This window comes from Canibacter zhoujuaniae (genome assembly GCF_011752015.1).
GTDB lineage: Bacteria > Actinomycetota > Actinomycetes > Actinomycetales > Microbacteriaceae > Canibacter > Canibacter zhoujuaniae.
On sequence record NZ_JAAIKA010000001.1, the window covers coordinates 860253 to 885773 of the forward strand.

Annotated in this window: 28 protein-coding genes and 1 pseudogene; 12 read left to right on the forward strand and 17 right to left on the reverse strand. The window is 55.8% G+C overall.

All coding sequences use genetic code 11. The features are described 5' to 3' along the window. Positions 1-61: 61 nt before the first annotated feature. A pseudogene (msrB, locus tag HCQ99_RS04055) lies at positions 62-460 on the forward strand (peptide-methionine (R)-S-oxide reductase MsrB); the annotation flags it as partial. A 124-nt stretch (positions 461-584) separates the two neighbouring features. Here msrB and resB read toward each other — a convergent pair. From resB to HCQ99_RS04080, 5 genes are read right to left on the reverse strand one after another with little or no spacing between them, the layout of a single operon-like run. Further along, on the reverse strand, positions 585-2243 hold the full coding sequence (gene resB / locus HCQ99_RS04060) for a cytochrome c biogenesis protein ResB (RefSeq protein ID WP_166986033.1): 1659 nt from the start codon (positions 2241-2243) through the stop codon (positions 585-587). A gap of 18 nt (positions 2244-2261) precedes the next feature. Continuing rightward, on the reverse strand, positions 2262-3038 hold the full coding sequence (locus HCQ99_RS04065; RefSeq protein ID WP_166986036.1) for a cytochrome c biogenesis CcdA family protein: 777 nt from the start codon (positions 3036-3038) through the stop codon (positions 2262-2264). Between the two features lie 3 nt (positions 3039-3041). Continuing rightward, positions 3042-3671: a TlpA family protein disulfide reductase gene (locus HCQ99_RS04070; protein WP_166986039.1), complete on the reverse strand. Its 630-nt coding sequence runs from the start codon at positions 3669-3671 to the stop codon at positions 3042-3044. Then, a complete protein-coding gene (locus HCQ99_RS04075; RefSeq protein WP_166986042.1) occupies positions 3672-4328 on the reverse strand; it encodes a histidine phosphatase family protein in 657 nt (218 codons plus the stop codon). It abuts the gene before it with no gap. A 49-nt stretch (positions 4329-4377) separates the two neighbouring features. Further along, complete coding sequence (locus HCQ99_RS04080; RefSeq protein ID WP_166986045.1) at positions 4378-4899, reverse strand: GNAT family N-acetyltransferase; 522 nt, start codon at positions 4897-4899, stop codon at positions 4378-4380. A 58-nt stretch (positions 4900-4957) separates the two neighbouring features. Here HCQ99_RS04080 and aspS point away from each other — a divergent pair, with 58 nt between their 5' ends. After that, positions 4958-6310 (forward strand): aspartate--tRNA(Asn) ligase, encoded by a 1353-nt coding sequence (gene aspS, locus HCQ99_RS04085; RefSeq protein WP_166986048.1) that lies wholly within the window; start codon positions 4958-4960, stop codon positions 6308-6310. 68 nt (positions 6311-6378) lie between these two features. Here aspS and HCQ99_RS04090 read toward each other — a convergent pair whose 3' ends face one another. Further along, positions 6379-7743 carry a purine-cytosine permease family protein gene (locus HCQ99_RS04090; protein WP_166986051.1) on the reverse strand — a complete coding sequence of 455 codons (1365 nt, stop codon included), beginning with the start codon at positions 7741-7743 and terminating at the stop codon, positions 6379-6381. A gap of 141 nt (positions 7744-7884) precedes the next feature. Between HCQ99_RS04090 and HCQ99_RS04095 the strand changes: the two genes are divergently transcribed. Both HCQ99_RS04095 and speB read left to right on the forward strand, forming a co-directional pair. After that, a complete protein-coding gene (locus HCQ99_RS04095) occupies positions 7885-8478 on the forward strand; it encodes a helix-turn-helix domain-containing protein (protein ID WP_166986054.1) in 594 nt (197 codons plus the stop codon). Positions 8479-8597: 119 nt separating this feature from the next. After that, positions 8598-9593 carry an agmatinase gene (gene speB, locus HCQ99_RS04100; RefSeq protein ID WP_166986057.1) on the forward strand — a complete coding sequence of 332 codons (996 nt, stop codon included), beginning with the start codon at positions 8598-8600 and terminating at the stop codon, positions 9591-9593. A gap of 35 nt (positions 9594-9628) precedes the next feature. Here the strand turns inward: speB and HCQ99_RS04105 are convergent, their stop codons facing one another. The 3 genes from HCQ99_RS04105 to HCQ99_RS04115 form a co-directional block, all read right to left on the reverse strand. After that, the gene (locus HCQ99_RS04105) at positions 9629-9943 is read right to left on the reverse strand and encodes a glutaredoxin family protein (protein WP_166986060.1); all 315 of its coding nucleotides are present in this window, start codon (positions 9941-9943) and stop codon (positions 9629-9631) included. A gap of 157 nt (positions 9944-10100) precedes the next feature. Further along, entirely contained in the window at positions 10101-10199 is a 99-nt protein-coding gene (locus HCQ99_RS04110) for a 30S ribosomal protein bS22 (protein WP_005504750.1), read from the reverse strand. Positions 10200-10320: 121 nt separating this feature from the next. Then, positions 10321-10812 (reverse strand): ArsR/SmtB family transcription factor, encoded by a 492-nt coding sequence (locus HCQ99_RS04115; RefSeq protein ID WP_166986063.1) that lies wholly within the window; start codon positions 10810-10812, stop codon positions 10321-10323. Between the two features lie 119 nt (positions 10813-10931). Between HCQ99_RS04115 and HCQ99_RS04120 the strand changes: the two genes are divergently transcribed. Both HCQ99_RS04120 and HCQ99_RS04125 read left to right on the forward strand, forming a co-directional pair. Then, complete coding sequence (locus HCQ99_RS04120; RefSeq protein WP_166986065.1) at positions 10932-12362, forward strand: TrkH family potassium uptake protein; 1431 nt, start codon at positions 10932-10934, stop codon at positions 12360-12362. Between the two features lie 10 nt (positions 12363-12372). Further along, positions 12373-13029, forward strand: a complete 657-nt coding sequence (locus tag HCQ99_RS04125) for a potassium channel family protein (RefSeq protein WP_243854794.1) — start codon at positions 12373-12375, stop codon at positions 13027-13029. 6 nt (positions 13030-13035) lie between these two features. On the opposite strand, the gene proC is transcribed toward HCQ99_RS04125, so the two are convergent. After that, the gene (proC, locus tag HCQ99_RS04130) at positions 13036-13899 is read right to left on the reverse strand and encodes a pyrroline-5-carboxylate reductase (RefSeq protein WP_166986068.1); all 864 of its coding nucleotides are present in this window, start codon (positions 13897-13899) and stop codon (positions 13036-13038) included. A gap of 64 nt (positions 13900-13963) precedes the next feature. On the opposite strand from proC, the gene HCQ99_RS04135 reads away from it, so the two are divergent. Further along, entirely contained in the window at positions 13964-14269 is a 306-nt protein-coding gene (locus HCQ99_RS04135) for a hypothetical protein (protein WP_166986071.1), read from the forward strand. Here HCQ99_RS04135 and HCQ99_RS04140 read toward each other — a convergent pair. Next, positions 14256-14729 (reverse strand): nucleoside deaminase, encoded by a 474-nt coding sequence (locus HCQ99_RS04140; protein ID WP_166986602.1) that lies wholly within the window; start codon positions 14727-14729, stop codon positions 14256-14258. The genes HCQ99_RS04135 and HCQ99_RS04140 overlap by 14 nt on opposite strands. Positions 14730-14811: 82 nt before the next feature. Here HCQ99_RS04140 and upp point away from each other — a divergent pair, with 82 nt between their 5' ends. Continuing rightward, a complete protein-coding gene (upp, locus tag HCQ99_RS04145; RefSeq protein WP_166986074.1) occupies positions 14812-15447 on the forward strand; it encodes a uracil phosphoribosyltransferase in 636 nt (211 codons plus the stop codon). A 278-nt stretch (positions 15448-15725) separates the two neighbouring features. Beyond that, the gene (locus HCQ99_RS04150) at positions 15726-16391 is read left to right on the forward strand and encodes a winged helix-turn-helix domain-containing protein (protein ID WP_166986075.1); all 666 of its coding nucleotides are present in this window, start codon (positions 15726-15728) and stop codon (positions 16389-16391) included. Between the two features lie 27 nt (positions 16392-16418). Here the strand turns inward: HCQ99_RS04150 and HCQ99_RS04155 are convergent, their stop codons facing one another. Next, positions 16419-16766, reverse strand: a complete 348-nt coding sequence (locus HCQ99_RS04155; protein ID WP_166986078.1) for a PGPGW domain-containing protein — start codon at positions 16764-16766, stop codon at positions 16419-16421. 25 nt (positions 16767-16791) lie between these two features. Between HCQ99_RS04155 and HCQ99_RS04160 the strand changes: the two genes are divergently transcribed. Genes HCQ99_RS04160 through HCQ99_RS04170 form a run of 3 tightly spaced genes read left to right on the forward strand, consistent with a single transcriptional unit; the run spans position 16792 to position 20830 of the window. Beyond that, positions 16792-18210 carry an aldehyde dehydrogenase family protein gene (locus tag HCQ99_RS04160; protein ID WP_166986081.1) on the forward strand — a complete coding sequence of 473 codons (1419 nt, stop codon included), beginning with the start codon at positions 16792-16794 and terminating at the stop codon, positions 18208-18210. After that, complete coding sequence (locus HCQ99_RS04165) at positions 18207-19523, forward strand: alanine racemase (RefSeq protein WP_166986084.1); 1317 nt, start codon at positions 18207-18209, stop codon at positions 19521-19523. Before HCQ99_RS04160 ends, HCQ99_RS04165 begins: the two co-directional genes overlap by 4 nt. Next, the gene (locus tag HCQ99_RS04170) at positions 19520-20830 is read left to right on the forward strand and encodes a D-arabinono-1,4-lactone oxidase (RefSeq protein ID WP_166986087.1); all 1311 of its coding nucleotides are present in this window, start codon (positions 19520-19522) and stop codon (positions 20828-20830) included. Before HCQ99_RS04165 ends, HCQ99_RS04170 begins: the two co-directional genes overlap by 4 nt. A gap of 61 nt (positions 20831-20891) precedes the next feature. Here the strand turns inward: HCQ99_RS04170 and HCQ99_RS04175 are convergent, their stop codons facing one another. Genes HCQ99_RS04175 through pheA form a run of 5 tightly spaced genes read right to left on the reverse strand, consistent with a single transcriptional unit; the run spans position 20892 to position 25490 of the window. Beyond that, positions 20892-21362, reverse strand: a complete 471-nt coding sequence (locus HCQ99_RS04175; RefSeq protein ID WP_166986090.1) for a DUF3817 domain-containing protein — start codon at positions 21360-21362, stop codon at positions 20892-20894. Positions 21363-21398: 36 nt separating this feature from the next. Continuing rightward, complete coding sequence (locus tag HCQ99_RS04180; RefSeq protein WP_166986093.1) at positions 21399-22232, reverse strand: HAD family hydrolase; 834 nt, start codon at positions 22230-22232, stop codon at positions 21399-21401. Beyond that, positions 22229-23488, reverse strand: coding sequence for a serine--tRNA ligase (serS, locus tag HCQ99_RS04185; protein WP_166986096.1), 1260 nt, complete (start codon positions 23486-23488; stop codon positions 22229-22231). The genes HCQ99_RS04180 and serS overlap by 4 nt, the downstream gene beginning before the upstream one ends. A gap of 38 nt (positions 23489-23526) precedes the next feature. Next, positions 23527-24525 (reverse strand): diacylglycerol/lipid kinase family protein, encoded by a 999-nt coding sequence (locus HCQ99_RS04190; protein WP_166986099.1) that lies wholly within the window; start codon positions 24523-24525, stop codon positions 23527-23529. 2 nt (positions 24526-24527) lie between these two features. Continuing rightward, positions 24528-25490, reverse strand: coding sequence for a prephenate dehydratase (pheA, locus tag HCQ99_RS04195; RefSeq protein ID WP_166986102.1), 963 nt, complete (start codon positions 25488-25490; stop codon positions 24528-24530). Positions 25491-25521 lie beyond the last annotated feature (31 nt).

Sequence of the window (25521 nt, forward strand, 5' to 3'; positions counted from 1 at the left end):
ACGTCCAGCCAGTTCCCTTTATGCTTGTTAGCACAGTATTAACAACAACCTGAGGAGTCTCGTGAGCATCGATCCGAACGCCGCAAACCGTACCGACGCTGAATGGCGTGAGATTCTCAGCCCGGAAGAGTATCGCGTTCTGCGACAGGCCGGCACTGAGAGACCGGGCACCGGCGAGCTCCTGCACGAAAACCGCGACGGCCTCTACCGCTGCGCCGCCTGTAAAGCAGAGCTGTTTCTTGCAGGCACCAAATTTGATTCCGGCTGCGGGTGGCCGAGTTTCTATGAGGTTGTGCGCCCAGATGCCGTAAAACTCCTCGAAGACAACAGCCTGGCACGCACTCGGGTTGAGGTGCGTTGCGCGAACTGCGACTCACACCTCGGCCACGTTTTCCCTGACGGATTTGGCACCCCAACCGGCGATCGCTACTGCATGAACTCAGTTGCTCTAAACTTTGAGGCTGGCGCCAGCGCCGAGGGGCCGGTTGAACAGACTGGCGAGTCTGTGTTTTCCGCTCACAACCGTGACTGCACCTGCGAAAATCACGCACCGGGCGCCGAAAAAGCTTACTAAATTTTCAGCGCTAGAGTTTCGCAAGATGCTGGCTGCGAATGTGGGCCACAGCGGCTTCGAGGCTCGGATCATCACCGCGCGCTAATCCCGCATACTGCAGAGTAAAACCATTATCGGTGAGCTGCGCTTTTACCCACATTCGACGACGCGGCACAAACAGTGACGCCAACAGGCCGACAATTGAAGCTAGGGCAGAAACCAGCACACCACGCGCTGAGGGATCCTGCTTTAGCTCCACAGCCGCATAACGCGGCACTGCCTCAAGCGTGATTGTGCCCATCCCCTCTGGCAGATCGACAGTTTCTCCCACCGCCAGCGCGAGCGACTGTTTCTCAACCTGACGCCCGGTTAGCTGCTGCAGTTTATCTGTGTTCAAGCTATATACCGATTGCGGAATACCGCTGTTGATGCCCAAATCACCAACAAAAACATCAAGCGTTAAAAGCGGCTTATTCAAGTCTGGATAGGAAGATGCAAACGCCCCAGACTCAAGCTCAGCCACGGTTGGATAAAAGAAACCGCGCAGCCCGACCTGCGTTGCCTCGCCGTTGTGTTGCAGTCCGTATGGGATTTTGATCACGCCGACAGAGGTCAGGTTGAGATCCTGCGGAATAAACAGCGTGCTTTCACTGAACACCACTTCGCCCGTGCTGTTGCGCACGGTCAACTTTGGGGCATACCCATTTTGCACAAGAAAAATAGGGGCACCGGTTGACCGCATCGGATGGTTGACACGAATACTGTCTGCATACTCGGTGCCATCGGCGCGCGTCACACTGACGGTCGCACGAAAATCTTTCGCGATCCCCACACCCGATGCAAAGCCGTCTTCCGGCTCCACATAATCAACCGACAGATCATCAAGTTTCACACGAAACGGCTCTAAGTGTGCCGGATCAAAAAAGCGCCCTGCTGTAAAAGAGTCATAGTCGATTAGTGAGTTCACCAGCGACTCACCCTCAACAACGGCTTTTTGCGCATTGAAGCTAAAACCCGCACCAATTGCAACGGAAACCAAAACTCCCACCAGCCCCACGTGAAACACCAGGTTACCGGTTTCACGCAGATAACCACGCTCAGCTGACACGCTGAACTCTTTCGCTCCCGCACGCGACACAGTCTCCTGCACACTCGTGCGATACCGCATACCAGACAGCAGCTCTGCCGCCTTTGCGATAACACGCTGCGCGGTCTCCTCGCGCTCGGTCACGCTGGCTTCGGGGTTTTGCACCTGAAATTCTGTGTATCCGACCATGCGGCGCAGCTGCGCAGGGGTCTTTGCGGGATCGGCCCGCAGCGCTTTGATGTGGTGTGTGATGCGCGGAATAATGCAACCGATGAGTGAGATAAACAGCAGCAGATAGATGGCGGTGAACCACACCGAAGAGTAAACATCAAATGCCTGGATCGGAAACGCATCAAGCACTTTAAACAGTTCAGGGTTGTCAACTTTGAACTGCTCGACACCGTTTGGGTCGGCGCCGCGCTGCGGCACTAAAGAGCCCGGCACCGCCGCAACAGCAAGCATCAAAAGCAGCAGCAGCGCAACACGCATTGAGCTCAGTTGACGCCAGAACCAACGCACCCAAGACAGAATTCCCTGCCCCTGTTTTTCGATCTCAGGCCTAACGCGGCCGGAGCCATCATCGTAGTCATCTGGTCGCAGCATCTGTCACCCTTCGCGCACCTACAGCGGCAGCACAAACCCGCCGATCCAGGCCTGCAAAACATACATCATGCGGGTCCACAGACCGGTCAACATCAGAATTCCAATCAAAATCAAAATCACGCCGCCGGCAATATTCACAGCCCGCATATTCTTGCGGATCCAGCCGATTGCGCGGGCCATCCAACCAAAGCCTGCGGCAACCAGGAGGAACGGAATGCCGAGCCCAAGGCAGTAAGCGATGCCGAGAATTGCGCCGCGGCCGGCGGTGCCCTGCGTCAGGCTGAGCGACATGATAACTCCGAGAGTTGGCCCCATGCACGGTGTCCAACCAATCGCAAACACGGCCCCCAATAGCGGCGCACCGGCAAGCCCAACAGCAGGTTTAGAGTTGGTTTTGTGTGTGCGCTGCAGTGGTTTAAAAACACCGATGAACGCCAAACCGAGCACAATCACAAGCGCACCGAAAATCTGTGTGATCAGCATCTCCCACCGCAATAACCAGGCTCCGATAACACCCGAGAGTGTTATCAGCGCAATAAATACGGCTGAGAATCCGAGCACAAACAGTGCAGCACCAGCTAACATTCGCCGCTGCCCCCCAAGGGCGCGCAGGCGTTTACGGCCGGCACCGGTCGTTGCTGCTGCTGCCAGCTCGGCAGATCCGCCAACATAAGCAAGATACCCCGGCACGAGAGGCAGCACGCACGGAGAAAAGAACGATAGTGCGCCAGCGAGCACCGCAACCAGTGCAGCAGCGAGCACCGAACCTTCATAAATGAGCGATTCCACAGGCACTCACTAACTGCCGGCAGTCTCAGCTGCTGTTTCTTTGATCATTGTAGACAGCTGTGATGCTCCCGCGATCTGCCCTAAAATACGGTGGGCAACGCGCCCCTCCCGATCAAGCACGAGCGTTGTGGGAACAGCGTTCAAGGGAATGGCACCCGCAAATGCGCTCTGCACAGCACGGCCATCTGCAACATCCATAATGGAGGCATAAGGCACATCAAACTCGGCGGCAAACTGTTTTGCTTGTGCGGCCTGATCACGTGTGTTCACACCCAGGAATCGCACTCCCTCGCCCTGCCACTGCGCATAGGCCTCATTCAGGTCAGCCGCTTCAGCGCGACACGGAGCACAGCCTGCATACCAAAAATTTACGACGGTAATGTTTCCGAGAAACTCAGCATTTGTTATCGTGTTGCCATTTTCGTCGGTGCCGAAGAATTCAACCGGCGCGCTGCGCTCGCTTGCAGGGATCGAAATACTCGAGCCGTCACCGGCCACAAAACCTGTGTCGGCGGCAGCAACCAACGCTTCGTTCGAGCTGGAACAAGCAGCAAGACCGAGAGGAAGAGCCAACACCGCCCCGATACCGACAAGCTGCTGTAAGGGCCACTTTTTAGCGACCGCACGCCCTTTGCTCATTTATACCGCCCCCACATCGTTAGCTTGATTGATCAGTTCCGCAGCCGGGCTCACATAAGCAATTTCACGCCACACATCATCAATCTTTTCGAAGGTTGTGATGCTCGAAAGATCGCACCGTCTGCTTGCCGGGTTGTGCATTAAAGGTTTGCCATTGATACGCCTGTGCGCAGCCCAAATTACCGCCTGGTGACTGACCATCACAATATCGCCTGCGACGTCAGAAGCCTGCGCCAGCGTCCAGGCATCATCCATTGCGGCGAGCACGCGGCGCGCAATTCGGGCGTAAGGCTCGCCCCAGCTCGGCAGCACCGGATTCCACAGCTTCGGAAGGTGCCGCAACTGCTTGAACGCAGAGTCCGGGCCGTGATTCTTCAGACCCTCAAATTTATTCGTCGGTTCAATAATGCGCTGCTCAGTCTTAATTTCGCGCTCGAACACCTCGGCTATCGGTCTTGCAGACTGCTGTGCCCGAAGCAGCGGCGACGCATAAAGGTGGCCGACTGCAACACCTGAATCAAGCAGTGCCTGCGTCGCCAGTTCTGCCATCTTGCGGCCGTTCTCGCTGAGCGCATAACCCGGCAGACGACCATAGAGAATGCCCTCTGGATTATCTACCTCGCCGTGCCGAATGAGATGAATTTTGTGCGAACTCACTCTATGAGTTTACGGCGGCTAGCTGAGAGTGTGTAAGAAATGCGAACGGCTACTCCCACTCGTTAGTGAATACGAGCAGAGTTGGCACCTCGGGGTTGTCGGCTGGCGGCTCGATTGTGGCAATTTCCCGCCATCCGAGCTTGCGGTAGAGCGCCTGCGGGCCGGGCCACTCTTTGAGTGTTTCTAGCAGGAGGCCTTTAAACCCGGTTTGCCGCGCCACAGTTTCAGCGTGCGCCATCATACGAGCGGCCACGCCCTCGCCCTGCGCGCTCGGGTCAACCGCAAGCAACCGTAAGTCCATCAGGTGGTCGGGAGTCTGCACATCTTCATCAACAACAGAACGCTCTCCGAAAATGCGGCCTGACAGTGTTGCAATGATTTCTCCTGTGGGCCGTTGTGCCACCCAGATATGCTGCGGATATGCCGCACGCGCCACCGCGGTGCGCTCTTTATCCCAAGACACATCGAGGTCTCCGTAGGCCTGCGTGTAGGCGTTTTCAACCAATTCATCTACGCGTGAATAATCTTCCGGAGTAGCCTCACGAAAAATGAGCTGCGACATCGCGTTCATGCAAAAAGATTACTACACTGCGCCGCCGAGCCCGCGGCCAGCCCGCTAAAATGAAACAATGATCAAACGAGAGCTTATTGCGTCACTTGCAAACCGTGAAGAGGGTCCGGTCACTGTTGCAGGCTGGGTTGAGAAAGTGCGCGACCAGCGCTATGTCCAGTTTGTTGTGTTGCGTGACGAATCGGGCGCTGCTGTGCAGCTGGTAAACGGCGGTGTTGTGCGCGAGCTTGATCCGAATTCTGAGGATCCGAAAGACGCCGATCGGCACGTGCGCACAACCGCCATTAGCGAGGTCGCAACCGGCAGCTTTGTCATCGTCAGCGGTGAGCTGCAGAAAAACGAACGCGTAAAGCTCGGCGGCATTGAGGTGCAGATAGATAAATTTGAGGTTGTCACCGCAGCCGACCCTGAAACTCCGGTGGCCCCCGACTCCGGTATCGATGTGCGCTTAGACTGGCGCTTCCTCGATCTACGCCGCCCAGAGCAGGCTCTGATCTTTAAGATTCAAACCACCTTCTTACAGGCTCTGCGCAACGTGTGGGTTGAAAAGGGCTTTATCGAGGTGCAGACTCCAAAACTTATGGCGAGCGCATCTGAGTCACGCGCTGAGCTTTTCCAGCTAGAGTACTTTGACACCACAGCGTATCTAGCGCAGAGCCCGCAGTTCTTTAAGCAGATGGCGCAGGCGGCCGGCTTTGGCGGCATCTTTGAGGTGGGCCCTGCATTCCGCGCCGATCCGTCCTTTACGTCACGCCACGCAACAGAGTTCACCTCTGTTGACTGTGAGTTCAGCTGGATTGAGTCGCACGAAGACGTCATGCAGCTTCATGAAGAGCTGATTGTCGCCGGTTTCACCGCGGTGAAGGAGAAACACGGCGCTGAAATAGAAAAGCTCTTTGGTCAAACACTCGAAGTTCCAACGGTGCCCTTCCCACGAATTCCGCTAGCGGAGGCGAAAGAAATTGTGAAGGAGCGCGGCTACGAGGTGCCGCGCAATGATGCTGACATGGATCCAGAGGGTGAGCGTCAGATTCACGCCTATGTAAAAGAAAAATACGGACACGACTTTGTGTTCCTGACCGACTACGCAACTTCGATCCGCCCGTTCTACCACATGCGGCACGCCGACAATGCCTCCCTCACCAACAGTTACGACCTCATCTATCGTGGCGTCGAAATTTCAACCGGCGCACAGCGTGAGCATCGCATTGCTGTGCTCGAGCAGCAGACCGTAGAAAAGGGCCTCGACCCGAAAGAGATGAGCTTCTATCTCGATTTCTTCCGGCACGGTGTTCCGCCACACGGCGGCTTCGGTATGGGCTTGGCACGAGTGCTCATGCTGATGCTGGAACAGAGCTCGATTAGGGAAACCACATATCTCTTCCGCGGTCCAACTCGTCTACAGCCTTAGCTGTTAGGTAAATAAAGGGGTCGGGCAGCTTGTCAGCTGCCCGACCCCTTTACGTTTAGCGTAATCTGCTACTGCTCGGCATTCACAACAGAGATCGATTCAGTGAGATGGATCGAGCGAGTATCTGCCGGCTCCTCGATCCGCATTAATTTGGTGAAAAGCAGGTAACTCGCAGCGGAGAGCACGATCGTGGGTAGGCTTGCACCGATTGGGAGCGGCCACACAAATGTGAAGAGCAGGTACACGCCGCACCCGATAATCCAGGTGGCCACCGCGCCGATGTTGACGCCGCCGGTGAACCAGTAACGACCGCCCTGGGTGCGCAAAATATCGTGTGCGTATGTGCGTCGGCGTGCAACATAGTAGTCGATAATCATAATTGCGAACACCGGGATAAAAAAGGCACCAATGAGCACCAGGAAGTTGGTGAACTGGTCGAGCATCGCAAGCCACGTTGCTCCCGCAACCGAAATAGCGCCCAGAACAAGCGCGGTTGGCAGAAACGGCAGCGGATTTGTGCGCGGCACAATGGTTTGCGCCGAGGTTGCCATGCCGTAGACGACCATAGTGTTGGTTGCTGTCACAGATAAAAATATTGCAATCGCTAACGGCCACCCAAAGCTCTCAATGATCACTGTCGGATCAAAGGACGCTACCTCGCCTCCCCGCAGCAGCACAAAAGAGATGGCGGTCGCACCAAGGGTCATCGCTGTGATGGTGGAGGTGCTGTAGCCAAGCGCGGTTCCGATAGCGCCACCGCGCTGCGTGCGTGCGGTGCGTGTCAGATCCGCGCTCAAGACAGTCCAGGAGATCGCGGTTGCAAACACAATATCGAAGACGCTCATGCCCGTGTATTCGAGCGACTTATCTGCCGGAATCGCAAAGTACTCGGCCGGGCTGTAGGTTGTGAAGGCAACAGCAAAAATGTAGATCACAATTCCGAGGATCACAAGCCCCAGATAGGGCTCAATTTTTGCTATGCCGTCGTGCCCGAAAATTGCCAGAACGACGACGATCACCTGGCAGAGCGCGGAAAACAGGATCGGATTTGAGTATCCGGTTTGCTGCTCAATAATGTAGTTGATCGAGATGCCGGCAAGCATCGCCTGCACCCATGACCACCCCATCAGGATGATGATGTTCGCGGTGGTCGGCAGTGTGGCGCCGCGAATCCCAAAAGAGCCGCGGGCTAGCGCCATAGTTGAGAGACCTGTGCGGGTTCCCATCACCGCAATCATGGTGAGGATCAGTGCGCCGAGCAGAGTTCCAACCACAATCGCTGCAATGGCGGTGCCGTAGGTAACCCCCGGCACAAACAGCGTGCCCGTTAACAAAGTTGTCACAACCAGGTTGGCTGCCAGCCATATGAGGGCTATTCCGACGCCGGAAACGCTGCCCTTAATAGGAATCACAGAGGTATTCATATCACTCATTACTCGTAAACCCCGCTCTGTTCTCGTCCGCCCTATTGCGCTTCTCTAGATGGGCGCGCTGATCCCCTAATATATAATTAGTAAACAAATGTTGCATATAATACAACTAACTCATTTTAGCAGCAAGCCCAGGAGCCTGACATGCGACCGGTAAATCCCAGCACGAATAACACGCCACTAAAAATCGGCGACAAGATCCGCGCGATCCGCAAAGCACAAGGGTTAACGATCGGCGAACTCGCAGATTTAGTGCAGGTTACCAAAGGCTATCTGTCGCGCCTCGAGCGGGATCAGACCAGCCCCTCCGTCACAACCCTGATGAGCATCTGCCAGACTCTTGCTATCCCCATAGGGTCACTGTTCGAGGCCCCTGCGGTTGATCTGGTGCCCCTCAGCAGCGCTCCCCTCATCAACTTGGGCGGCACTGCAGCGGTTGAAAAAATGATCACACCGCGCGGGTTGAGCGGCGCACAGCTTATTCACTCAGAGATGGCACCCGGCTCGCACGGCGGACATGAGCTCTACACCATCAACTGCAAGTCCGAGATTTTGCACGTTATTCGCGGCGAGGTGCTGGTGCGCTTTACAGACCACACAACCAGCCTGAAACAGGGAGACACACTCACCTTTGCTGGCAGTGAGCCGCACACCTGGGAAAGCCCGGCAGGCGCAACAGCAGTTTGGTGCTTAATCCCAGCACCCTGGGCGAGTAACCCCGGCCACCCCAGCGCATAACCCACTAGGCACTGCCGTTTGGGACGCACGACAATCAGACGCCTCAGAAAAAATTTATTAAATATGCAACAATAGTTGCATATTAGCCACCTTATAGATTCACTAAAAGAGACGAACTAATGACCAACCCAAGCTTTCACCCCGCATACGTCGAATTTGAGAGCGGCAAAATCGGCCCCGCCGATGCGGCAACCTCTCCACGCTACGCCGGAATTGCAACATTTGCCCGGCTGCCACGCATTGAGGAGGTGGGCGCAGCTGACATTGCGGTAGTTGGCGTTCCCTTTGACTCTGGCGTAAGTTTCCGCCCCGGCGCACGCTTCGGTCCGTCATCAGTGCGTGAGATCTCCCGGCTTTTAAGGCCCTACAACCCGGCGGGCGATATCGCACCATTTGCAACCTGCCAAGTTGTTGACGCGGGCGATATTCCAACAAACGCCTTCAACATTTCTGAGGCTGTGGCGCAGATCGAAGCTGCCGCTGATGAGCTGCGCGCCGGCGGCACCCGCCTAGTAACAATCGGTGGGGATCACACCCTGGCGCTCCCAATGCTGCGGTCGGTTGCAAAACAGCACGGCCCAGTTGCCGTAGTGCATTTTGACGCACACCTTGACACCTGGGATACCTACTACGGCGCACCCATCACGCACGGCACCCCCTTCAGACGCGCCTCTGAAGAGGGGCTCATCGATATGGAGGCGAGCCTGCACGTCGGGATCCGCGGGCCACTCTACGGCAAAGAGGATCTCCGCGATGACGAGCGCCTGGGTTTCGCAATTATCTCATCGGTTGAGATTGAAACAGAGGGCGTTGAGGCGGCTATCGCAAGAATGCGCAAGCGCCTTGGCGACCGCCCGATTTACCTCTCGGTTGATATCGATGTGCTCGATCCCGCCCACGCGCCGGGCACAGGAACCCCTGAGGCTGGGGGCTTAACAAGCAGGGAGCTGCTGCGCATGCTCCGCTCTTTTGCTGATCTAAATGTGGTCGGCGCAGATGTTGTTGAGGTGGCGCCAGCCTACGATCATGCACAGATGACGGCGGTGGCCGCTTCCCACGTGGCATACGAGTTCATCAGCGTGATGGCGGCAAACCTGCAAAACGGTAAGGCTTAAACCAGGCTCTAACAGAGTGGTGGTGTTTCGGGAGTTTAAGACCCGAAGCGCCACCATCTGCGTTTACTGCGGGTTATCCGGTCACGTTCATAAAGCACTGCGTACGCTAGCTTATCTTCGTAGACGATGTGTGACGCATAGACATTGCCGTTGACCAACACCACCGGAATATCTTCCCCGTATTTTTCGGCAAAATCTTGATCGTCGTCTATCGAAACTTCTCTATATTCGATAGCGATGTCACTGTCTTTTGCTGCGGCTATCACTGTCTCAATCACCGCCTTGGCATCTGTGCACAGGTGGCAGTCAGTTCGCCCCACCAAGGTCAGTGGTACCGCAGTTTCAGACACGCAGGCTCCCAAAAATCAAAGTCAACATCTAAGCATCTATTTCTTACAAAGCACAGCCTACGCGCCTCAAATGTGAGAACGCTTAATCACCTCAGCGCAAAGCAAACGCCGGTTCCCTAAAAATTAGGAAACCGGCGTCAAGGCTAAAGCCTGAAGCTTACTTCTTGTTGCGACGCTGGTGGCGAGTCTTGCGAAGCAGCTTGCGGTGCTTCTTCTTAGACATACGCTTGCGGCGCTTCTTAATTACTGAACCCATAATTCACCTCATGTCTTAAGGGCTCTCGCCTGTTTGCGAGACCACAACACTCCAATAATACAGTAAAGTCTGACCAGCACCAAGGGAGTGCTAGCTAATTCAGTTGCGAAATATCACGCAACTACTGACCGAAGCGGAAACGTGCAACCAATTCCTTAACCTGGTTTGTCGCCGTCGCGGCCGCGCGACCAATGCTCTCTGCGGCGTTTTTTGCGCCAGAGGGCAGCACTGGCTCTTCTCCACCAGCGGTTGATCCCGGCAGAGATTTGAGACCCAGCTCTTCCGCTGAAAGCACCTGACCCGTTTCTGAAACATACTCAACCGAGATCTCTGACGACACCCCGGCGGTCAGAAAGCGCAGCACAAAATCTTCAACCTCGTTCAAAGGCTCAGACTGCAGTTTGTAAAAACGACTCTGCCCCTCTTCACGAACCTCGACCATGTCGGCTTCGCGCAGCACCTTTAAGTGCTTCGAAACGGTTGGTTGACTGATATCTAGTTCGTCGACAATGTCTGAGACCCGCATCTCTTCCTCGCCCGCGGGGCGGTCGAGCAGCAGCGTCAAAATATCGCGACGGGTAGCATCTGCGATTACAGAAAAAATGTCAGCCATGCTACTAGCGTACCTGCCTAGGCCGGTCTGCGCACTCAGGCGTATGATTAAGGACGTCTAACTATAGAACCGACGTTAAAACCAAGCACACAACTTTCACAGCAGGTAGAAGGCAGAAAATGGTCCTAGACGCCCCCGCGACTAGCGAGCGCAGCCAGGCGCGCACACTGCGGCAGGCGTTTTCCTCGATCCCTGCCCGGTTTGCAATCGGAGTTTTTACTCTCCTGATTGCGATCTGGACACTCCTTTTAACTCTGCCCATCGCTTCTAAATCCGGCACCATCACCCCGCTCCCCGACGCACTCTTCACAGCGGTCAGCGCAATTTGTGTGACAGGCCTCACCGTGGTTGAACACAGCTCACACTGGTCGCTTTTTGGCGATGCTGTAATCCTCCTAGGCGCACAGATAGGCGGCATTGGGGTGCTTTCCCTCGCGAGCATTCTCGGCCTCACAGTCACTCGCCGACTCGGCCTGAAACAGCGGCTGCTCGCCCAGTCTGAAGCAAACTCGAGCAGGCAGATCGGCGCCCGCGGGCAGAGTGCCGCTTCCAGCCTTGGTGATATGCGAGGCCTGCTCGCCAGCGTCGCCTTAAGCACGCTCATTATTGAGGGTGCGCTGATGCTCCTGATGTATCCCCAGATGCTGCTTGCCGGATACGATCCCCTGCGGTCACTCTGGTATTCGGGCTATATGGCAATCACAACGTTCACCAATACCGGTTTTGTGCCAATGGCGGACGGGCTCGACCGTTTCACTGGAAACTACGGCTTTCTGGGAATTATGTCGCTCGGAGTTTTTCTTGGCGCGATAGGCTTCCCGGTAATTTTCTCCCTCTACCGCTATATTGTCGACCGCGGGTGGAGCACACACAAGCGTTTCAACCTGCATGTGAAACTAACGCTTGTAACCACAATCATCCTCACCCTAGCTGGCTGGCTGGTGATTGGCGCACTTGAGTGGCAGAACCCCCGCACTCTAGGCGCAGGTGGGGTCGGTGAAGCACTAATGCACTCTTTCTATACGTCTGTCATGACCCGCTCAGGTGGCTTTTCACTGATCGATCCCTCTCTCATGAACGGGTCAACGCACATTGTGCTGGACATGCTGATGTTCGTTGGCGGCGGCTCAGCCTCAACCGCGGGAGGCATTAAAGTCACCACGGTTGCGGTGCTGTTTTTGGCCGCCATGAGCGAAGCCCGCGGTTACCAAGACATTCAAGCGTTTGGCCGCCGCATTCCAACCGAGGTTTTGCGGCTAGCGGTGTCGGTTGTAATTTGGGGTGCGACCATAGTTGTCACTGCAACAATTGCGATCACCCAAATCAGCGGTGAAGATCTCGACCGTGTGCTGTTTGAGGTTATTTCTGGTTTCGCAACCTGCGGGCTGACAACCGGACTGTCTGCTGAACTTCCCACAAGTGCAAAAATAATTCTTGCCGCCACAATCTGGGCTGGCCGTGTTGGCACCGTGACTCTCGCAAGCGCGGTGGCCGCTTCAAGTCGTTCCCGTCTCTATCGCTTAGCTGAAGAAAGGCCGATCGTTGGTTAATTTTTCTAGTGTGCCCCACGACGCACCGGTGCTGATTGTCGGTCTCGGCCGTTTCGGCGCCGCTTGCGCAGGTCAACTCGACCGCTTAGACCGTGAGGTTCTTGCGGTCGAAACAGATGCCACGCTGGTGCAAAAGTGGGCGGATCGGATCACGCACGTTGTGCAGGCAGATGCGCGCAGCATTGAGGCACTGCAGCAGGTTGGGGCGGCAGAATTTCAGGTTGCTGTGGTTGCGGTTGGCTCCTCTGTCGAGGCTAGTGTGCTGGTCGCCGCGAATCTTGTTGATCTCGGAATTCCACAGATTTGGGCAAAGGCTATCTCGGCCTCACACGGCAAAATTTTGGAGCGGATCGGCGTGCACCACGTCATTTACCCAGAGCGTGAAGCCGGTGAGCGTGTGGCGCACTTGGTGGGTGGGCGCATGCTCGATTTCATTGAGTTTGATGGCGATTTTGTGCTGGCGAAAATGAATCCACCCCTGGTGGTGCAGGATCAAACGCTGGACTCGTCTGGCGTGCGCACCAGATACAAGGTGACAGTTGTCGGGGTTAAGTCGCCGGGTGGCAAGTTCACCTACGCAACCCCGCAGACCGTGCTGCTGAACGATGATCTCATCATTGTTTCTGGCACTACGAGCGATGTTGAGCGTTTTGCCGCTCTCACATAACAATAGTTAGCCAGCGGCGAGCTCTGCTGCGCGTTTTACTGCGGCAGCGAGCGCTTCATCCATCAATTCCGGCATTCCACCGTCTGCAAAGCCGCGGTTAAAACGTTTCAGCGCCTGCTCTGTCGTGCCATTTGGGCTGGTTACCGCAACCCGCAATTCAGCAGCTGATTTATCGCTGCCAGACAATAGAGCAGCAGCCCCTGTGACCGTATTCTGAGCTAGCAGTTTCGCTTCCTCCGGGCTGAAGCCGAGCCTTTCAGCTGCGGCGATGAACTGCTCTGTAAACCAGAAAAGATAGGCCGGACCAGAACCCGACACCGCACTCAAGGCGTCGATCCGATCCTCATCTACAACCAGCACCTCACCAACCGCCTGGAACAAGGAAACAGCTTTAGATACTGCATCCTGCGGTGCGTCAGTTGCAGCGGCGAGACCGGTCACCCCCCTACCGATGTGCGCTGGCGTATTCGGCATCGCACGGATGACAGTAACGCTCGCAGGAGCATCGGCAGCAGCGAGCGCGGCCTGCATAGTCTCGATTGTGATCCCGGCAGCAACGCTGATTACCGTCGCGTCCTCTGCCAGGGCGGGCGCGATTTCAGTTATAGCCTCGGTGATCGCCCACGGTTTAACCCCAAGCACAACCGTTGTTGCATCTTGCACTGCTTTCAGATTTGCTGCCGAGTCGGTTTCGGTTGCGGTCACGCTGAGGCCCGGAGTGTTAGCCCACTTCTGCGCGCTCTCTGCGGATCGGGTTGTGGCTCGGATAGTATCTGCAGCAGCATCAGGCTGCGCGGATTTTTTTTCGAGATACCCCTTAAGAATGGCGCCACCCATTGACCCGACACCTATAAATGCAGTTATTGACATACAGTTCATTCTAGGTTGGATATGCCAGAGTTGTTACAGATCAGCTAAATCGGAAGGCGTGGCGATGAGTGAAGAAAATCCGTTAGTAAATCAGATTGAAGCCGCACTGTTAGAGATCGACGGTGTCGACCGTGTGATTCGCGTCACGGTTATCGATGTTGATCAAGAAACCCAGGTTGTCGGGGCAAAAATTTCACTGCCGGCAGACACGACTATGCGACAGGTGTCTATTGCGGTTGCTCTTTCAGAGCGCAAAATTGAGCGTCTAATTCCGGTTGCGAAACACATTTTTGTGACCCCGGATGTTTACTTTGACGACTCCGGCACAGCGCCGAGCACATCAAACATCGTGACTCTCAGCTACGATTAGAGTTTTTGTTTAGCGGCACAGAATTCTCACGGCGAGCGCTGAAGAAATTCTGTAGCAGCGCGGCACACTCACTTTCGCGCACGCCCGCAATCACCTCCGGCACCGGGTGCGGCAGGCGTCCGTCTCGCAGCAGGTCGTAAACTGAGCCGGCGGCACCGGCTTTGTCATCCCAAGCGCCGAAAATAACGCGACCCACTCTGGCGGCCAGAATCGCTCCGGCGCACATAACGCACGGTTCTAGTGTGACAACCAGGGTGCAATCGGTGAGCACACGATCACCCCGCTGCCGCACCGCCTCATTGATCGCTAAAACTTCGGCGTGCCCGGTGATGTTGTTTGCTGCTTCACGGTTATTGCAGGTGAGCGCTAGCAGCGATCCGTCCGCATCATAAAGCGCTGCCCCAACAGGCACATCGCCCGTCTCTAGCGCCCTCTCAGCAGCCTGCAGCGCCTCCCCCATTTGCGCACACTCGCGCGCTGCAACGGGGATACCGGGCTGATTTTTCATACTTCTACCATAATCGCGCAGATAGACTTAAAGCATGCAGATTTTTGTCGCCGATCACCCCCTGATCACCCACAAACTGAGCGTCTTGCGCAATAAGCACACCCCGCAGCCAACTTTTAAGCAACTGATTGAAGAAATCATGACGCTTTTGGCGTATGAAGCAACTCGTGATGTGCGCGTGACAGAAATCACAATTGAAACCCCGGTGGCAACAACGACGGGCGTTGAGCTGACCCGCCCGACCCCGCTTGTTGTGCCGATCCTGCGAGCGGGGCTTGGAATGCTTGAGGGAATGATCCGTTTGGTGCCGACCGCTGAAGTTGGCTTCCTCGGCATGGTGCGCGATGAAGAGACTCTTGAACCGACAACCTACGCTGAGCGTCTCCCGAAAGATTTAAGCGGCAGGCAGTGTTTTGTGCTCGATCCGATGCTAGCAACCGGTGGCTCTCTCGCTGCAGCGGTTGAATTCCTTTTTGAACGCGGTGCAGACGATGTTACTGCAATCTGTGTGCTCGGCACCCCGCAGGGTGTTGAAACTCTTGAACGGGTTGTCGGCGATCGGCGGGTGCGACTGGTGCTCGGCGCGCTCGATGAGGGCCTAAACGAGCAGGCGTTTATTGTGCCCGGGCTCGGCGACGCGGGTGACCGCCTCTATGGCACGCCACACTAAAGTTGCGCTTTTCGGTGACATAGTGTAATTATTATTTTTATGACTAACACACACGGCTTCCAGTTCATCAGCGAGGTGATTTCTGGAGACATGGGCAAGATGATGTGCCGCCGTAGTGTGTGCGCATTCGAATTTAGCGCCTAATAAATGATTCGAGCTCGGCACTAAAAGCCACAGACAGCAAAAGCTGTCTCTCCCGCTGCACAGCAGCACACTACTTAACAGCACCGCTGGCGTTTATAGATTCAGCCGCGGTCGCAGCCGAAAGAAAAGCTCAAATGTCAAACCTCGCAACTCTAACCAAACCCGCCTCTGTAAAACCTGCAATTCACACCACGCCTGACGGCGCCGAAGTGCGCGGCTTCGCACTCTACATCGGTGCAACTGAAGCGCAGCTCGCAGCGCAGGACACCACCCTCGCAACCATCGTCACTGAGCTGAAAGCTCGTCTCGCAGAGCTAGCCCCCGGCGTAGAAAGCTACGCAACGCTAGCTATCGCACCGAAAAACCTGGGTGGCCGAGATGTTGACGTTGTGCGCTACGCGCTCGGTGAACCGGGAGCGCGCAAGCGCCAAGAAAAAGCACGCAACACCAGCGCAGACCGGGCACACAGCGGTGTCACTGTAGATATTCAACGTCAGCGGGTGCTCCTCGATAATCTTGAAACACCGTTCACCTATCGTGAGTTCCAGCTGCTGCAGTTTTTCGTGCTGCGCGAAGGTCAGACCATCTGCCGTGAAGATATTCTTGACCGACTCTGGCGTCACGCACCGGCTGAAGAAAAACCAAACGAGCGCACCATCGATGTGCATATTCGCCGCCTGCGCATCAAGCTCGGCCAGTACGGTAACATCATTCGCACAGTGCGCGGCACCGGGTACCGCTTCGACCGCCACGCTGATGTGCGCGTTATCACCGCTCCCGGCGCAAGCCCAGATCTCTAAACTGCAAGGGGCAGGCACAAAACGATCTCAGCTGTCGCGGCGCTGTTTCCACCATGCTTGGAGGCGATGCGCCGCGGCATAAACCCGGATCCGCGTCCATGTTAGTAGTCTGCGCGCCCAAGCAAACTCTGAACCAAGAATCGCCAGCCCCAAGAAAATAGTCAGCCATCCCGGCCCCGGTAGCACCAGCATCAGGATGCCGGCGATGATCACGATTACGCCGACAATAACCACAAGAATCCGCCACGCCCAGAACAGCAACGGATACTGTGCCATAAATGTGCGCCATTTTGCGGTGCGCACCGCCCAGCGGCGGCGGATCTGCGCAAGCCGGCGCTCATCTTCCGCAGCGTGGTGCGAGCTGGGTTCTGCCATAAGAAAAGTCTATTAGTATCGTGTTATGAGCATCGTAGCGACCTTTCAGGAACTCCGCACAGCTTTCGACTCTGGCGTTACTCGCCCTTTAAAGTGGCGGCTTAAACAGATCGCACAGGTCGAAAAAATGGTGAAGAAACATCGCCGTGAGTGGGAGGCAGCGCTTCACGCTGACCTGGGCAAAGCTGGTGTTGATGCGCATCTGACTGAGATCTCGCAGGTGTTGGGCGAGATCACCCACACACGCAAACATCTTGCAAAATGGATGCGTGACGCCAAAGCCAAGACCCCGCTTACTCTCGCACCGGGTCGCAGTTGGGTGCGGCACGATCCGCTCGGTGTTGTGCTAATTATTTCACCCTGGAACTATCCACTGCAGCTGCAGCTTTCACCGCTTGTTGGCGCTTTTGCCGGCGGCAACACGGTGGTGCTGAAACCGAGCGAGGTGGCCTCGCACACAGAAAAACTCGTCGCCAAACTTGTGCCGCAGTATTTTGACCGCAGTGTTGTGCAGGTAATTACCGGCGGGCCGGAGGTGGTCTCGCAGGCTATCGCCCAGAAACCAAATCACGTGTTCTTCACCGGCTCCACCCCAGTCGGGAAAATTATCGCAGAACAGTGTGGAAAGCATCTCATTCCAACAACTCTGGAGCTCGGCGGCAAATCGCCAACCTATGTGCATAAGGATGCAAATCTAAAGACTGCAGCACGTCGCATCGTCTGGGGAAAATTCACCAATGCCGGTCAAACCTGTGTCGCGCCGGATCACATCTATGTGCACAGGAAAGTTGCGAAAGAATTCACAAAACTGCTGGTCAAAGAAATAAAAAAGCAGTACGGTAAAGCGCCGCACAAGAGTGCACACTACGGCCGCATTATCACTGAAAAACACGCACAGCGGCTCAACGATCTGATTGTAGACGGCTTAGCTTTCGGATCAGCGGCAGGCGGGGCAAAGAAAAATTCCCGTCCGCAACTGCTGTGCGGGGGCAACACTGATGTCGCTAATCGCTATATCGACCCAACCGTCATAACCGGGGTTACCGAAGACAACCCGTTAATGGCCGAAGAAATTTTCGGGCCGATTTTACCGGTTATTACAGTGCGCAACTTTGCTGAGGCGGCGGCAAAGATTAATCTGCGCCCGCAACCTCTCGCCTTCTATGTGTTCGCTAAGAGTCGTAAGCTGCTCAGTGAAGCAGTCGATACCGTCAGCTCCGGTGGTGTCGCTATCAATGCTCCGCTTGTGCATCTTGCAACACCGTATCTGCCGTTTGGCGGGGTTGGCGAGAGCGGGCTCGGCAACTATCACGGAAAGTGGTCGTTTGAAACTTTCACCCACGAACGTGCAGTATTAAAGAAAAACAACTGCCCCGATACTATTAAACTGATTGCCGCACCGGTCGGTCGGGTCTCAGAGAGCATTATTCGAAGGTTCATGTGAGCACTACGGAAACACTGTTGTTACCAGATTTAGAGCACGCCGCATCGTTGTGCGCGCTGCCTCAGCATGAGAGATTTGCGCGCTACAACCAGGCTCTTAAAGCAGCAGTCGCACAGGGCAAAACATACCCTGTCGCGCTGCTTGATCTTGCCGCTGTGCGCTGCAACGCAGCCGACCTTGTGCGCCGGGCAGAGGGCGTGCCGATTCGTATTGCCTCAAAGTCACTCAGGGTACCAAGCATCATCAGCGCAATTTTGGCGCTCGATGGTTTTTCTGGAGTGCTCGCGTACAGTCTCGGTGAAGCGATTGAGCTTGTGCGCAGCGGGGTGACAGATGATGCTGTTGTTGGCTATCCGGTGTTAGACAGCGCGCAACTAACAGTGCTGCACTCAGATCCCGAGCTGTTGCAGAAGATCACGCTGATGGTCGACCGCCCAGAGCAGCTCACCCCAATTCTCGCTGCGCGCACGATGGTAGCAAGCGGGATTGGGAGCGACGCAGCTAATGAGCTGCCGGCAACCCGGATCTGCCTAGATGTTGACTGCTCTCTACGGTTTAGCCGGCTGGTGCATATCGGGGCTCGCCGATCCGCCATTAGAACAGTGCGGGATGCTGTCGCCGCAGCAACCCATATTGCTGGAGTTCCCGGCCTTAAACTCGTTGGAATTATGGGATATGAAGCGCAGATTGCGGGGGTTACCGACAGCAGCATGATCGTGCGCCAAATGAAGCGTGTATCGGTGCGCGAACTGTCTAAACGCCGCACAGAGATTGTGCGCGCGGTGCGCAAGGCGCTAGCAGCTCAGGGTGCTCCCGACTTAGAATTCGTAAATGGCGGCGGCACGGGCAGTTTTGAAACCACGCGAGCTGAGACCGAGGTCACAGAGCTTGCCGCCGGCAGCGGTCTCTTCGGGCCGCATCTATTTGACGGCTACGATGCTTTTAAACCGCAGCCGGCCGCGTTTTTCGCCACGCAGGTAACCCGCAAACCAACCCCTGATATAGTCACCGTGCACGGTGGCGGGTGGGTTGCCTCGGGCGCCGCAGGCGCGGACAGACTCCCGAAACCTGTGTGGCCGCGCGGGCTAGCTGTGACAGACCTAGAGGGCGCTGGTGAGGTGCAAACCCCGTTGCGCGTTCGCGCACGCGCTGGTGCGACCGGCACCCCTGAAATTGGCAGTCCGGTTTGGTGGCGGCACACAAAGGCCGGTGAGCTCGCTGAACACGTTAATGAGTTTTGGGCGCTCGGCACCGATCTTGAAAATCTGCATCGACTACTAACATATCGCGGCGAAGGGGCGGCATTCTTATGAATTCGAAAGCAGTCTGGTCAAACTGGTCTGGTGCACATCAGGTCACTCCAAAGCAGGTATTGCACCCCGCTTCAACGGCTGACATCTCAGCAGCCATTGAAACGGCTATCTCTCAGGGGCGAAAACTGCGCCCCATCGGCAGCGGGCACTCATTCACAGGGTGTGCGGTCGCCGCAGATACGCAGCTCGACCTCAGCAGGCACCAGGGAGTGGTCGCAGTTGATGTCGAGAAAAAACAGGTCACTTTACGTGGCGGCACCAAGCTGTGGCAGATTCCGCCGCTGCTAGCGCCGCTGGGTCTCGCGATGCAAAACCTGGGTGATATTAACCGCCAGAGCATCACCGGAGCTATTTCCACCAGCACGCACGGCACAGGGCTCAGCTTTGGGGGCCTGGGCAGTCAGGTGGCCGGCGTCAAGTTAATTGACGGCACAGGTGCTGAGATCACTATCGACGACTCAGACTCAGAGGAATTAGATAAGTATCGTGTCACGCTTGGCGCATACGGCGTTATTTCTGAGGTGACACTGCAGCTCGTAGACGACTACGACTTAAAGGTTGTCGAGCGCCCAGAGAGTCTCGATCTCGTGCTCGGCAGCTGGGAGCATCTCAACCGCAACAACGATCATTTTGAATTTTTTTGGTTTGCTGAAGCAGATCGCGTTGTCACCAAAACCTCAACTCGGGTGCAGCCTAATGAGCTGCCGCGCACCCCTGACAGGCGCGTCGCCGATTTTATTAACGAAGAGCTGATTGGGAACGCCGCTTTCGCCGGTCTCGTTGGGGTCGGTCGCCTAATTCCCGGCTTCACCGGCAGATTAAACAGTTTTGCAACCGCCGCTTGGGGCTCTAGCGAGCGGGTACGCAACTGGAGCGCTGGTTTTGCCAGCCCTCGCCGTGTGAAGTTTAACGAGATGGAATATGCTGTGCCGTTTGCAGCTGTGCCTGAGATTTTGCGTGAGCTGCGCTCGCAGTTTAAGCGTCGCGGTTTGGTTTCAACCTTCCCGCTTGAGGTGCGCGCAGCTGCTGCCGACACCGGCTGGTTGGCAACTAGTTACGGCCGCGAAACCGGTTATATTGCTGTGCATAAACCGGCTCACGAAGACTATCGTGAATACTTTGCCGTGTGTGAGAGTGTTTTCAAAGCACACAGCGGCCGCCCGCACTGGGGCAAAATGCACTCGCTCACAGACACGGATCTCGCAGAGCGCTACGACCGCTGGGATGCGATTCTAGAATTGCGCAACAGGCACGATCCGCACCGTATCTTTACAAACAAATATCTCACCCAGGTGTTTGGCTATTAGACGGCTGCCACCCACAAATAGCAGCTGCTATGCAGCCAGTTCTAACTGGATGAGGCAGCTGCTAGCTCTGTGGGATCGGCGGCCCGGCAAACAGCAGCACGAGGAATAGCACGGTCACGAACACTGCCAGCAGGAGCACCGCAACAAGAGGGTTGCGCAGCACCCAGGCTTGGGTTTTTTCAACAAAATTCTGCGGCTTATCACCGTCGGGTGCGAGTCGCCAGCCGCCTGCGAGCAGGCCTTTTCTATCGATTGCAATGTCAAACGGCACGGTCGCAAACGGAATTATCGAAAGTAGGAGGCCTGTGACACCAACCGCTGTTGGCCACTTCTGGTTTACCCAAACAAACACTGTAACGGTGCAGTAGCTCAAAAACACGAAACCATGAATCCCGCCGGCGATGCGCACTAGATCGAGATCCGCAACTGCACGAACAATAAGCGCTGCGATCAATCCCGCCCAAGTGATAGCTTCTGCGGTTGCAAAAATTTTAAACAGTGTTTTCGGGCTGGGGCTTGAGCTTTTGCGCATAGCCTCATTATTGCAGGGGAGGCTGAGACCCGTTCTCTAGGCGGCTGCTGCGAGCACCCGAGCAGCTGGTTCCCAACCCTTTAAGGCTTGCAAAAGACCGCCCTCTGTGATGCCGCCGGTCACAAAGTTTGCCGCTTCAAATGCGTCAGCAGAGCCCTGCCCCATCGCAACACCGCAACCCTCTGCGGCCGCCCAGGCAATCATTTCGATATCGTTTTCACCATCGCCCGCGGCAAAAACATTAGCGCGCGGCACACCGAGGCTAGCTCGCAGCGGCTCTAACGCAACGGCCTTGTTAATGCCGTCGGCAACAATATCAAGCCATGCTGAGTCGCCGACCGTATAGGTGACACTGTGCAAACCGAGACGGTCGATGGCCCTAATAAACTCTTTGCTTGCGTGACCGCTGCTCACCCCAACGATACGCACGGCATCGAAAGTCACGAGAATTTCAAACTCAACATGATAGTGTCGCAGCGGTAATATAGTGGTCTCGAACTTACCGTCTGAATAGAAGTGCCCGTCGGGAGACTCAACCGCGAGTGACGCTGCTGGCAGCTCCTGTTTTATTTTGCGCAACAGCGGTTCAGGGTCAAAAGTGTGCACTTTAGCAATCCCGTAGTGACCGCCAGGTCGTGTCGCACGGTAGAGCACAGCACCGTTTGAACAGGCAAGCCATTCTGGGCGGATCCCAAGCTTTTCAACAACAGTGAGCGTCGCATCAAAGCTGCGCCCTGTTGCGATCACCAGCTCAAAGTCAGGGTGTGCATGAAGTTTCTGCAAGGCGAGCACCAAATCATCGTCGATGCTCGCGTCGTGGTGCAAAACCGTGCCGTCAAGGTCTAATGCAATAAGGTATTTTGAGTTCATGGTCGCAGCTCAGTCATGCCTCCCATAAATGGTTGCAACGCTGCAGGGATTGCAACGGATCCGTCCGCGCGCTGATGAGTTTCAAGCAGCGCTACGATCCAGCGGGTTGTGGCGAGCGTGCCGTTCAGTGTTGCAACAGGCTGTGTTTTACCGTTTTCGCCACGATAACGGGTGCCCAGACGCCGCGCCTGATAACCAGTGCAGTTCGAGGTGCTCGTCAGCTCACGGTAGGCTCCCTGCGTTGGCACCCAGGCCTCAATATCAAATTTACGTGCGGCGCTCGAACCGAGGTCACCGGCGGCCACATCAATAACTCGGTAGCTAAGCCCCAGCGCCTGCAGCATTTCTTCCTGCCAAGCGACAAGCCGGTCGTGTTCGGCCTCTGCATCTTCTGGTTTTGTGTACACAAACATCTCAAGCTTGTTGAACTGGTGCACACGAATAATGCCGCGTGTATCTTTCCCGTGTGAGCCGGCCTCAGAACGATAGCATGTTGACCAGCCGGCATAGCGCAGCGGGCCGTTTTCAAGATCCAGAATCTCATCGGCGTGGTATCCCGCGAGCGCTACCTCGCTGGTGCCCGTCAGGTAAAGATCCTGATTCTCGAGGTGATACACCTCATCAGCGTGTTCGCCCAGAAAACCGGTGCCCTGCATAATCTCAGGCTTTACGAGGGTTGGTGTGATGAGTGGCACAAAACCGTTTGCGAGCGCCTTCGAGAGTGCCAGGTTCATGAGCGCCAGCTCAAGCTGCGCCCCAACTCCACGCAGAAAATAAAACCTGGCCCCCGACACCTTCGCCCCGCGTTCCATATCTATAGCGCCGAGCATTTCGCCAAGTTCGAGGTGATCGCGTGGTTCAAAGTCAAACTCTGCCGGCTTTCCGTGAGTGCGCAGTGTCACGAAGTTTTCTTCGCCGCCGGCGGGCACTCCTGCAATGACGGTGTTTTCGATGCGCAGCGCAGCCTCACGCGCCGCCGCCTCAAGCTCACTCGCCTTAGCAGCTGCTGCCTTCACCCGGCCAGCAAGCTCTTTAACCTCGGCGATAAGCGCCGGCTTCTCTTCTTTTGTGGCTTTTTTAACCTGATCGTTAAAACGATTCTGTTCAGCGCGCAGAGTCTCAAACTCAGACTGTGCCGCACGCCACTTGCTGTCTGCAGCGATAGCTTCTTCCAAAATTGCGGGATCGTTGCCGCGTTTTGCCTGCGACTCGGCAATAATTTCAGGTTGGTTGCGAAACAGAATAGTATCAATCACTATTCCAGTCTATCCGCCCAGTTTACGGATCAGCCAGGCTAATCGAGCGGGGTGGTGAAAATATCTACCGGCTGCTCCCAGGTGCCAAGCACTCTAATTTTTAACGCAGCGGGAGCAACAGTAAACCGCACCTGGCTGGCCTCACCAAAATCATCTCCATCAAGCTGCACAGCCTCTCCCTCAGGAATTTCAAGCTCAAGCTGACGCACCTGCTTGTATGTGACTGTGCGGTTGTTGCTAACCCACGGCAGTGCCACCCGCTGGCCAAGCTTATTTTCAACCGCCACGCGGCGCGCGATACGTGCAATAGAAAAAACTCCCCAGCGTTTTTCTGGTTGCATTGCAACCACATCAAGCAGCCCGTCGTCGATTGTTGCATCGGGGATCAGCAGGATCCCACCCTGTAGCACACCACAGTTACCGATCATGATTGTGTACGCATCTAGCGCAGTCGGTCGAGAGGCAAGCTGCTCAGCATCGAGTGTCACTGCTCTCGCGCGAAACGGTTTCAGGTTGCGGATCGAGCGCATCCCTGAGTCAACGTATGCGAGCCACCCAAAGTTCTTTTTCAATGCCGGATCGGTGCCGGCGATCATCCGGGCATCAAGCCCGATACCGGCAAGCACCAGGAATGGCTCTCTAACGGAGCTTCCATCAGTGCGCACAATCTCGGCGTATCCGATATCGATGTGTCGCTCTCTGCCGTGCAGGGCGGCAGCTGCAATGCTGTCAAACCGTGTCAACGGCACACCGATATTACGCGCGAGGATATTGCCTGTGCCCTGCGGGCAAATAGCTAGCGCCACATCAGTGCCGGCAAGCACCCCTGCAACAACGCGGATCGTGCCGTCACCGCCGGATGCGAGCACCACATCGGCACCCTCACTAACCGCCTGCTCCGTAGCACCAACACCCGCATCAGACGCTGCTGTTGGGTACCAGCTAATAACGTCTTCTTCATCTTTTGCCCGCTCGAGAGCGGCCGACAAAATCTCGGTATCGGTTTTCCCAGGATGATAGACAACCGCGAGACGCAAACTTAGTCACCCGCTTCGCTAACACCGGAAACAACATCGTTCAGCCACTGTTTCGCGGCTTTAAAGGCGGCGTCACTGTGGTGCACATCGGTGCTTGGGGCAATTTTGTCGGCGCGCGCATACGACCCTAAAAAGCGGACGTTTGGTGAGTGCAGTTTCAGCCCCAATACCGCATATCGCACACGCTCTTCCCGAATGTGCCCCTCCGCATCAATATAAAAACGGTAGCTTCCCATCACACTGCCGGTCGGGCGGCTCGCAATCTGGGTGAGGTTCACACCGTGCGCAGCGAACTGCTCTAGCAGTGTCAACAGGGCACCCGCCCGGTCGTCAGGCAGGTCAACAATTAATGAGGTTTTATCGTGACCGCTGGGCTCCCCCGCCGGCTGCCGCGGCCCAACCAAAACAAAGCGCGTTGTTGCGCTTAAGTCGCCGGCAAGGTCTGTCGCGTGCACGGTGAGGTTGTAGTGTTCAGTGATCGTTGGCGGCGCAATTGCAGCATTCGCAACTGCGTTTGTGCCGAAAAGATCGACAGCTGCCTGCGCGTTCGAGGTTGCTGGAATATGTCGGTGCTTAGGTAGATTCTTTTCAAGCCATGCACGGCACTGCGCGTAGGCGACCGGATGCGCTGCGATTGTCGTGATCTCGTCGCGCGACACATTGCGCCGTGACACTAAAACAAAATTTACCGGCACGAGATATTCGCCCAAGATTTGCAGATTATCTGTTTTTGCGAGAGCGTCTTGCGTCGCAGTAACCCCGCCATCGAGGGAGTTTTCAATGGCGATCATGGCGGCGTTGCTGGTGCCGTCTGTCACATCAGCCAGTGCCTGACTAACATTTAACACCGGCTTCCAGATTTGACCTTCAGCTTCTGCCACCTGTTTTAAAGCTTGCTCGGTGAACGTGCCCGCCGGCCCTAAATAGGAGTAAACGCGAGCGGTGTCTGCCGAAATGGAAGTCATAAATACTACTCTACTGACCGGGTCTGAGACT

Excerpts from the sequence above, each read along its gene's own strand:
- HCQ99_RS04135 (WP_166986071.1), top strand. The coding sequence starts at position 13,964 with ATGAGTGAAGAAAATCCGTTAGTAAATCAGATTGAAGCCGCACTGTTA.
- HCQ99_RS04150 (WP_166986075.1), top strand. The coding sequence starts at position 15,726 with ATGTCAAACCTCGCAACTCTAACCAAACCCGCCTCTGTAAAACCTGCA.
- HCQ99_RS04180 (WP_166986093.1), bottom strand. The coding sequence starts at position 22,232 with ATGAACTCAAAATACCTTATTGCATTAGACCTTGACGGCACGGTTTTG.
- proC (WP_166986068.1), bottom strand. The coding sequence starts at position 13,899 with ATGTCAATAACTGCATTTATAGGTGTCGGGTCAATGGGTGGCGCCATT.
- HCQ99_RS04140 (WP_166986602.1), bottom strand. The coding sequence starts at position 14,729 with ATGGGGGAGGCGCTGCAGGCTGCTGAGAGGGCGCTAGAGACGGGCGAT.
- HCQ99_RS04115 (WP_166986063.1), bottom strand. The coding sequence starts at position 10,812 with ATGGCTGACATTTTTTCTGTAATCGCAGATGCTACCCGTCGCGATATT.
- aspS (WP_166986048.1), top strand. The coding sequence starts at position 4,958 with ATGATCAAACGAGAGCTTATTGCGTCACTTGCAAACCGTGAAGAGGGT.
- HCQ99_RS04090 (WP_166986051.1), bottom strand. The coding sequence starts at position 7,743 with ATGAGTGATATGAATACCTCTGTGATTCCTATTAAGGGCAGCGTTTCC.
- HCQ99_RS04175 (WP_166986090.1), bottom strand. The coding sequence starts at position 21,362 with ATGCGCAAAAGCTCAAGCCCCAGCCCGAAAACACTGTTTAAAATTTTT.
- HCQ99_RS04155 (WP_166986078.1), bottom strand. The coding sequence starts at position 16,766 with ATGGCAGAACCCAGCTCGCACCACGCTGCGGAAGATGAGCGCCGGCTT.
- upp (WP_166986074.1), top strand. The coding sequence starts at position 14,812 with ATGCAGATTTTTGTCGCCGATCACCCCCTGATCACCCACAAACTGAGC.
- HCQ99_RS04070 (WP_166986039.1), bottom strand. The coding sequence starts at position 3,671 with ATGAGCAAAGGGCGTGCGGTCGCTAAAAAGTGGCCCTTACAGCAGCTT.
- HCQ99_RS04170 (WP_166986087.1), top strand. The coding sequence starts at position 19,520 with ATGAATTCGAAAGCAGTCTGGTCAAACTGGTCTGGTGCACATCAGGTC.
- resB (WP_166986033.1), bottom strand. The coding sequence starts at position 2,243 with ATGCTGCGACCAGATGACTACGATGATGGCTCCGGCCGCGTTAGGCCT.
- HCQ99_RS04095 (WP_166986054.1), top strand. The coding sequence starts at position 7,885 with ATGCGACCGGTAAATCCCAGCACGAATAACACGCCACTAAAAATCGGC.
- HCQ99_RS04160 (WP_166986081.1), top strand. The coding sequence starts at position 16,792 with ATGAGCATCGTAGCGACCTTTCAGGAACTCCGCACAGCTTTCGACTCT.
- HCQ99_RS04120 (WP_166986065.1), top strand. The coding sequence starts at position 10,932 with ATGGTCCTAGACGCCCCCGCGACTAGCGAGCGCAGCCAGGCGCGCACA.
- pheA (WP_166986102.1), bottom strand. The coding sequence starts at position 25,490 with ATGACTTCCATTTCGGCAGACACCGCTCGCGTTTACTCCTATTTAGGG.
- HCQ99_RS04080 (WP_166986045.1), bottom strand. The coding sequence starts at position 4,899 with ATGAACGCGATGTCGCAGCTCATTTTTCGTGAGGCTACTCCGGAAGAT.
- HCQ99_RS04110 (WP_005504750.1), bottom strand. The coding sequence starts at position 10,199 with ATGGGTTCAGTAATTAAGAAGCGCCGCAAGCGTATGTCTAAGAAGAAG.
- speB (WP_166986057.1), top strand. The coding sequence starts at position 8,598 with ATGACCAACCCAAGCTTTCACCCCGCATACGTCGAATTTGAGAGCGGC.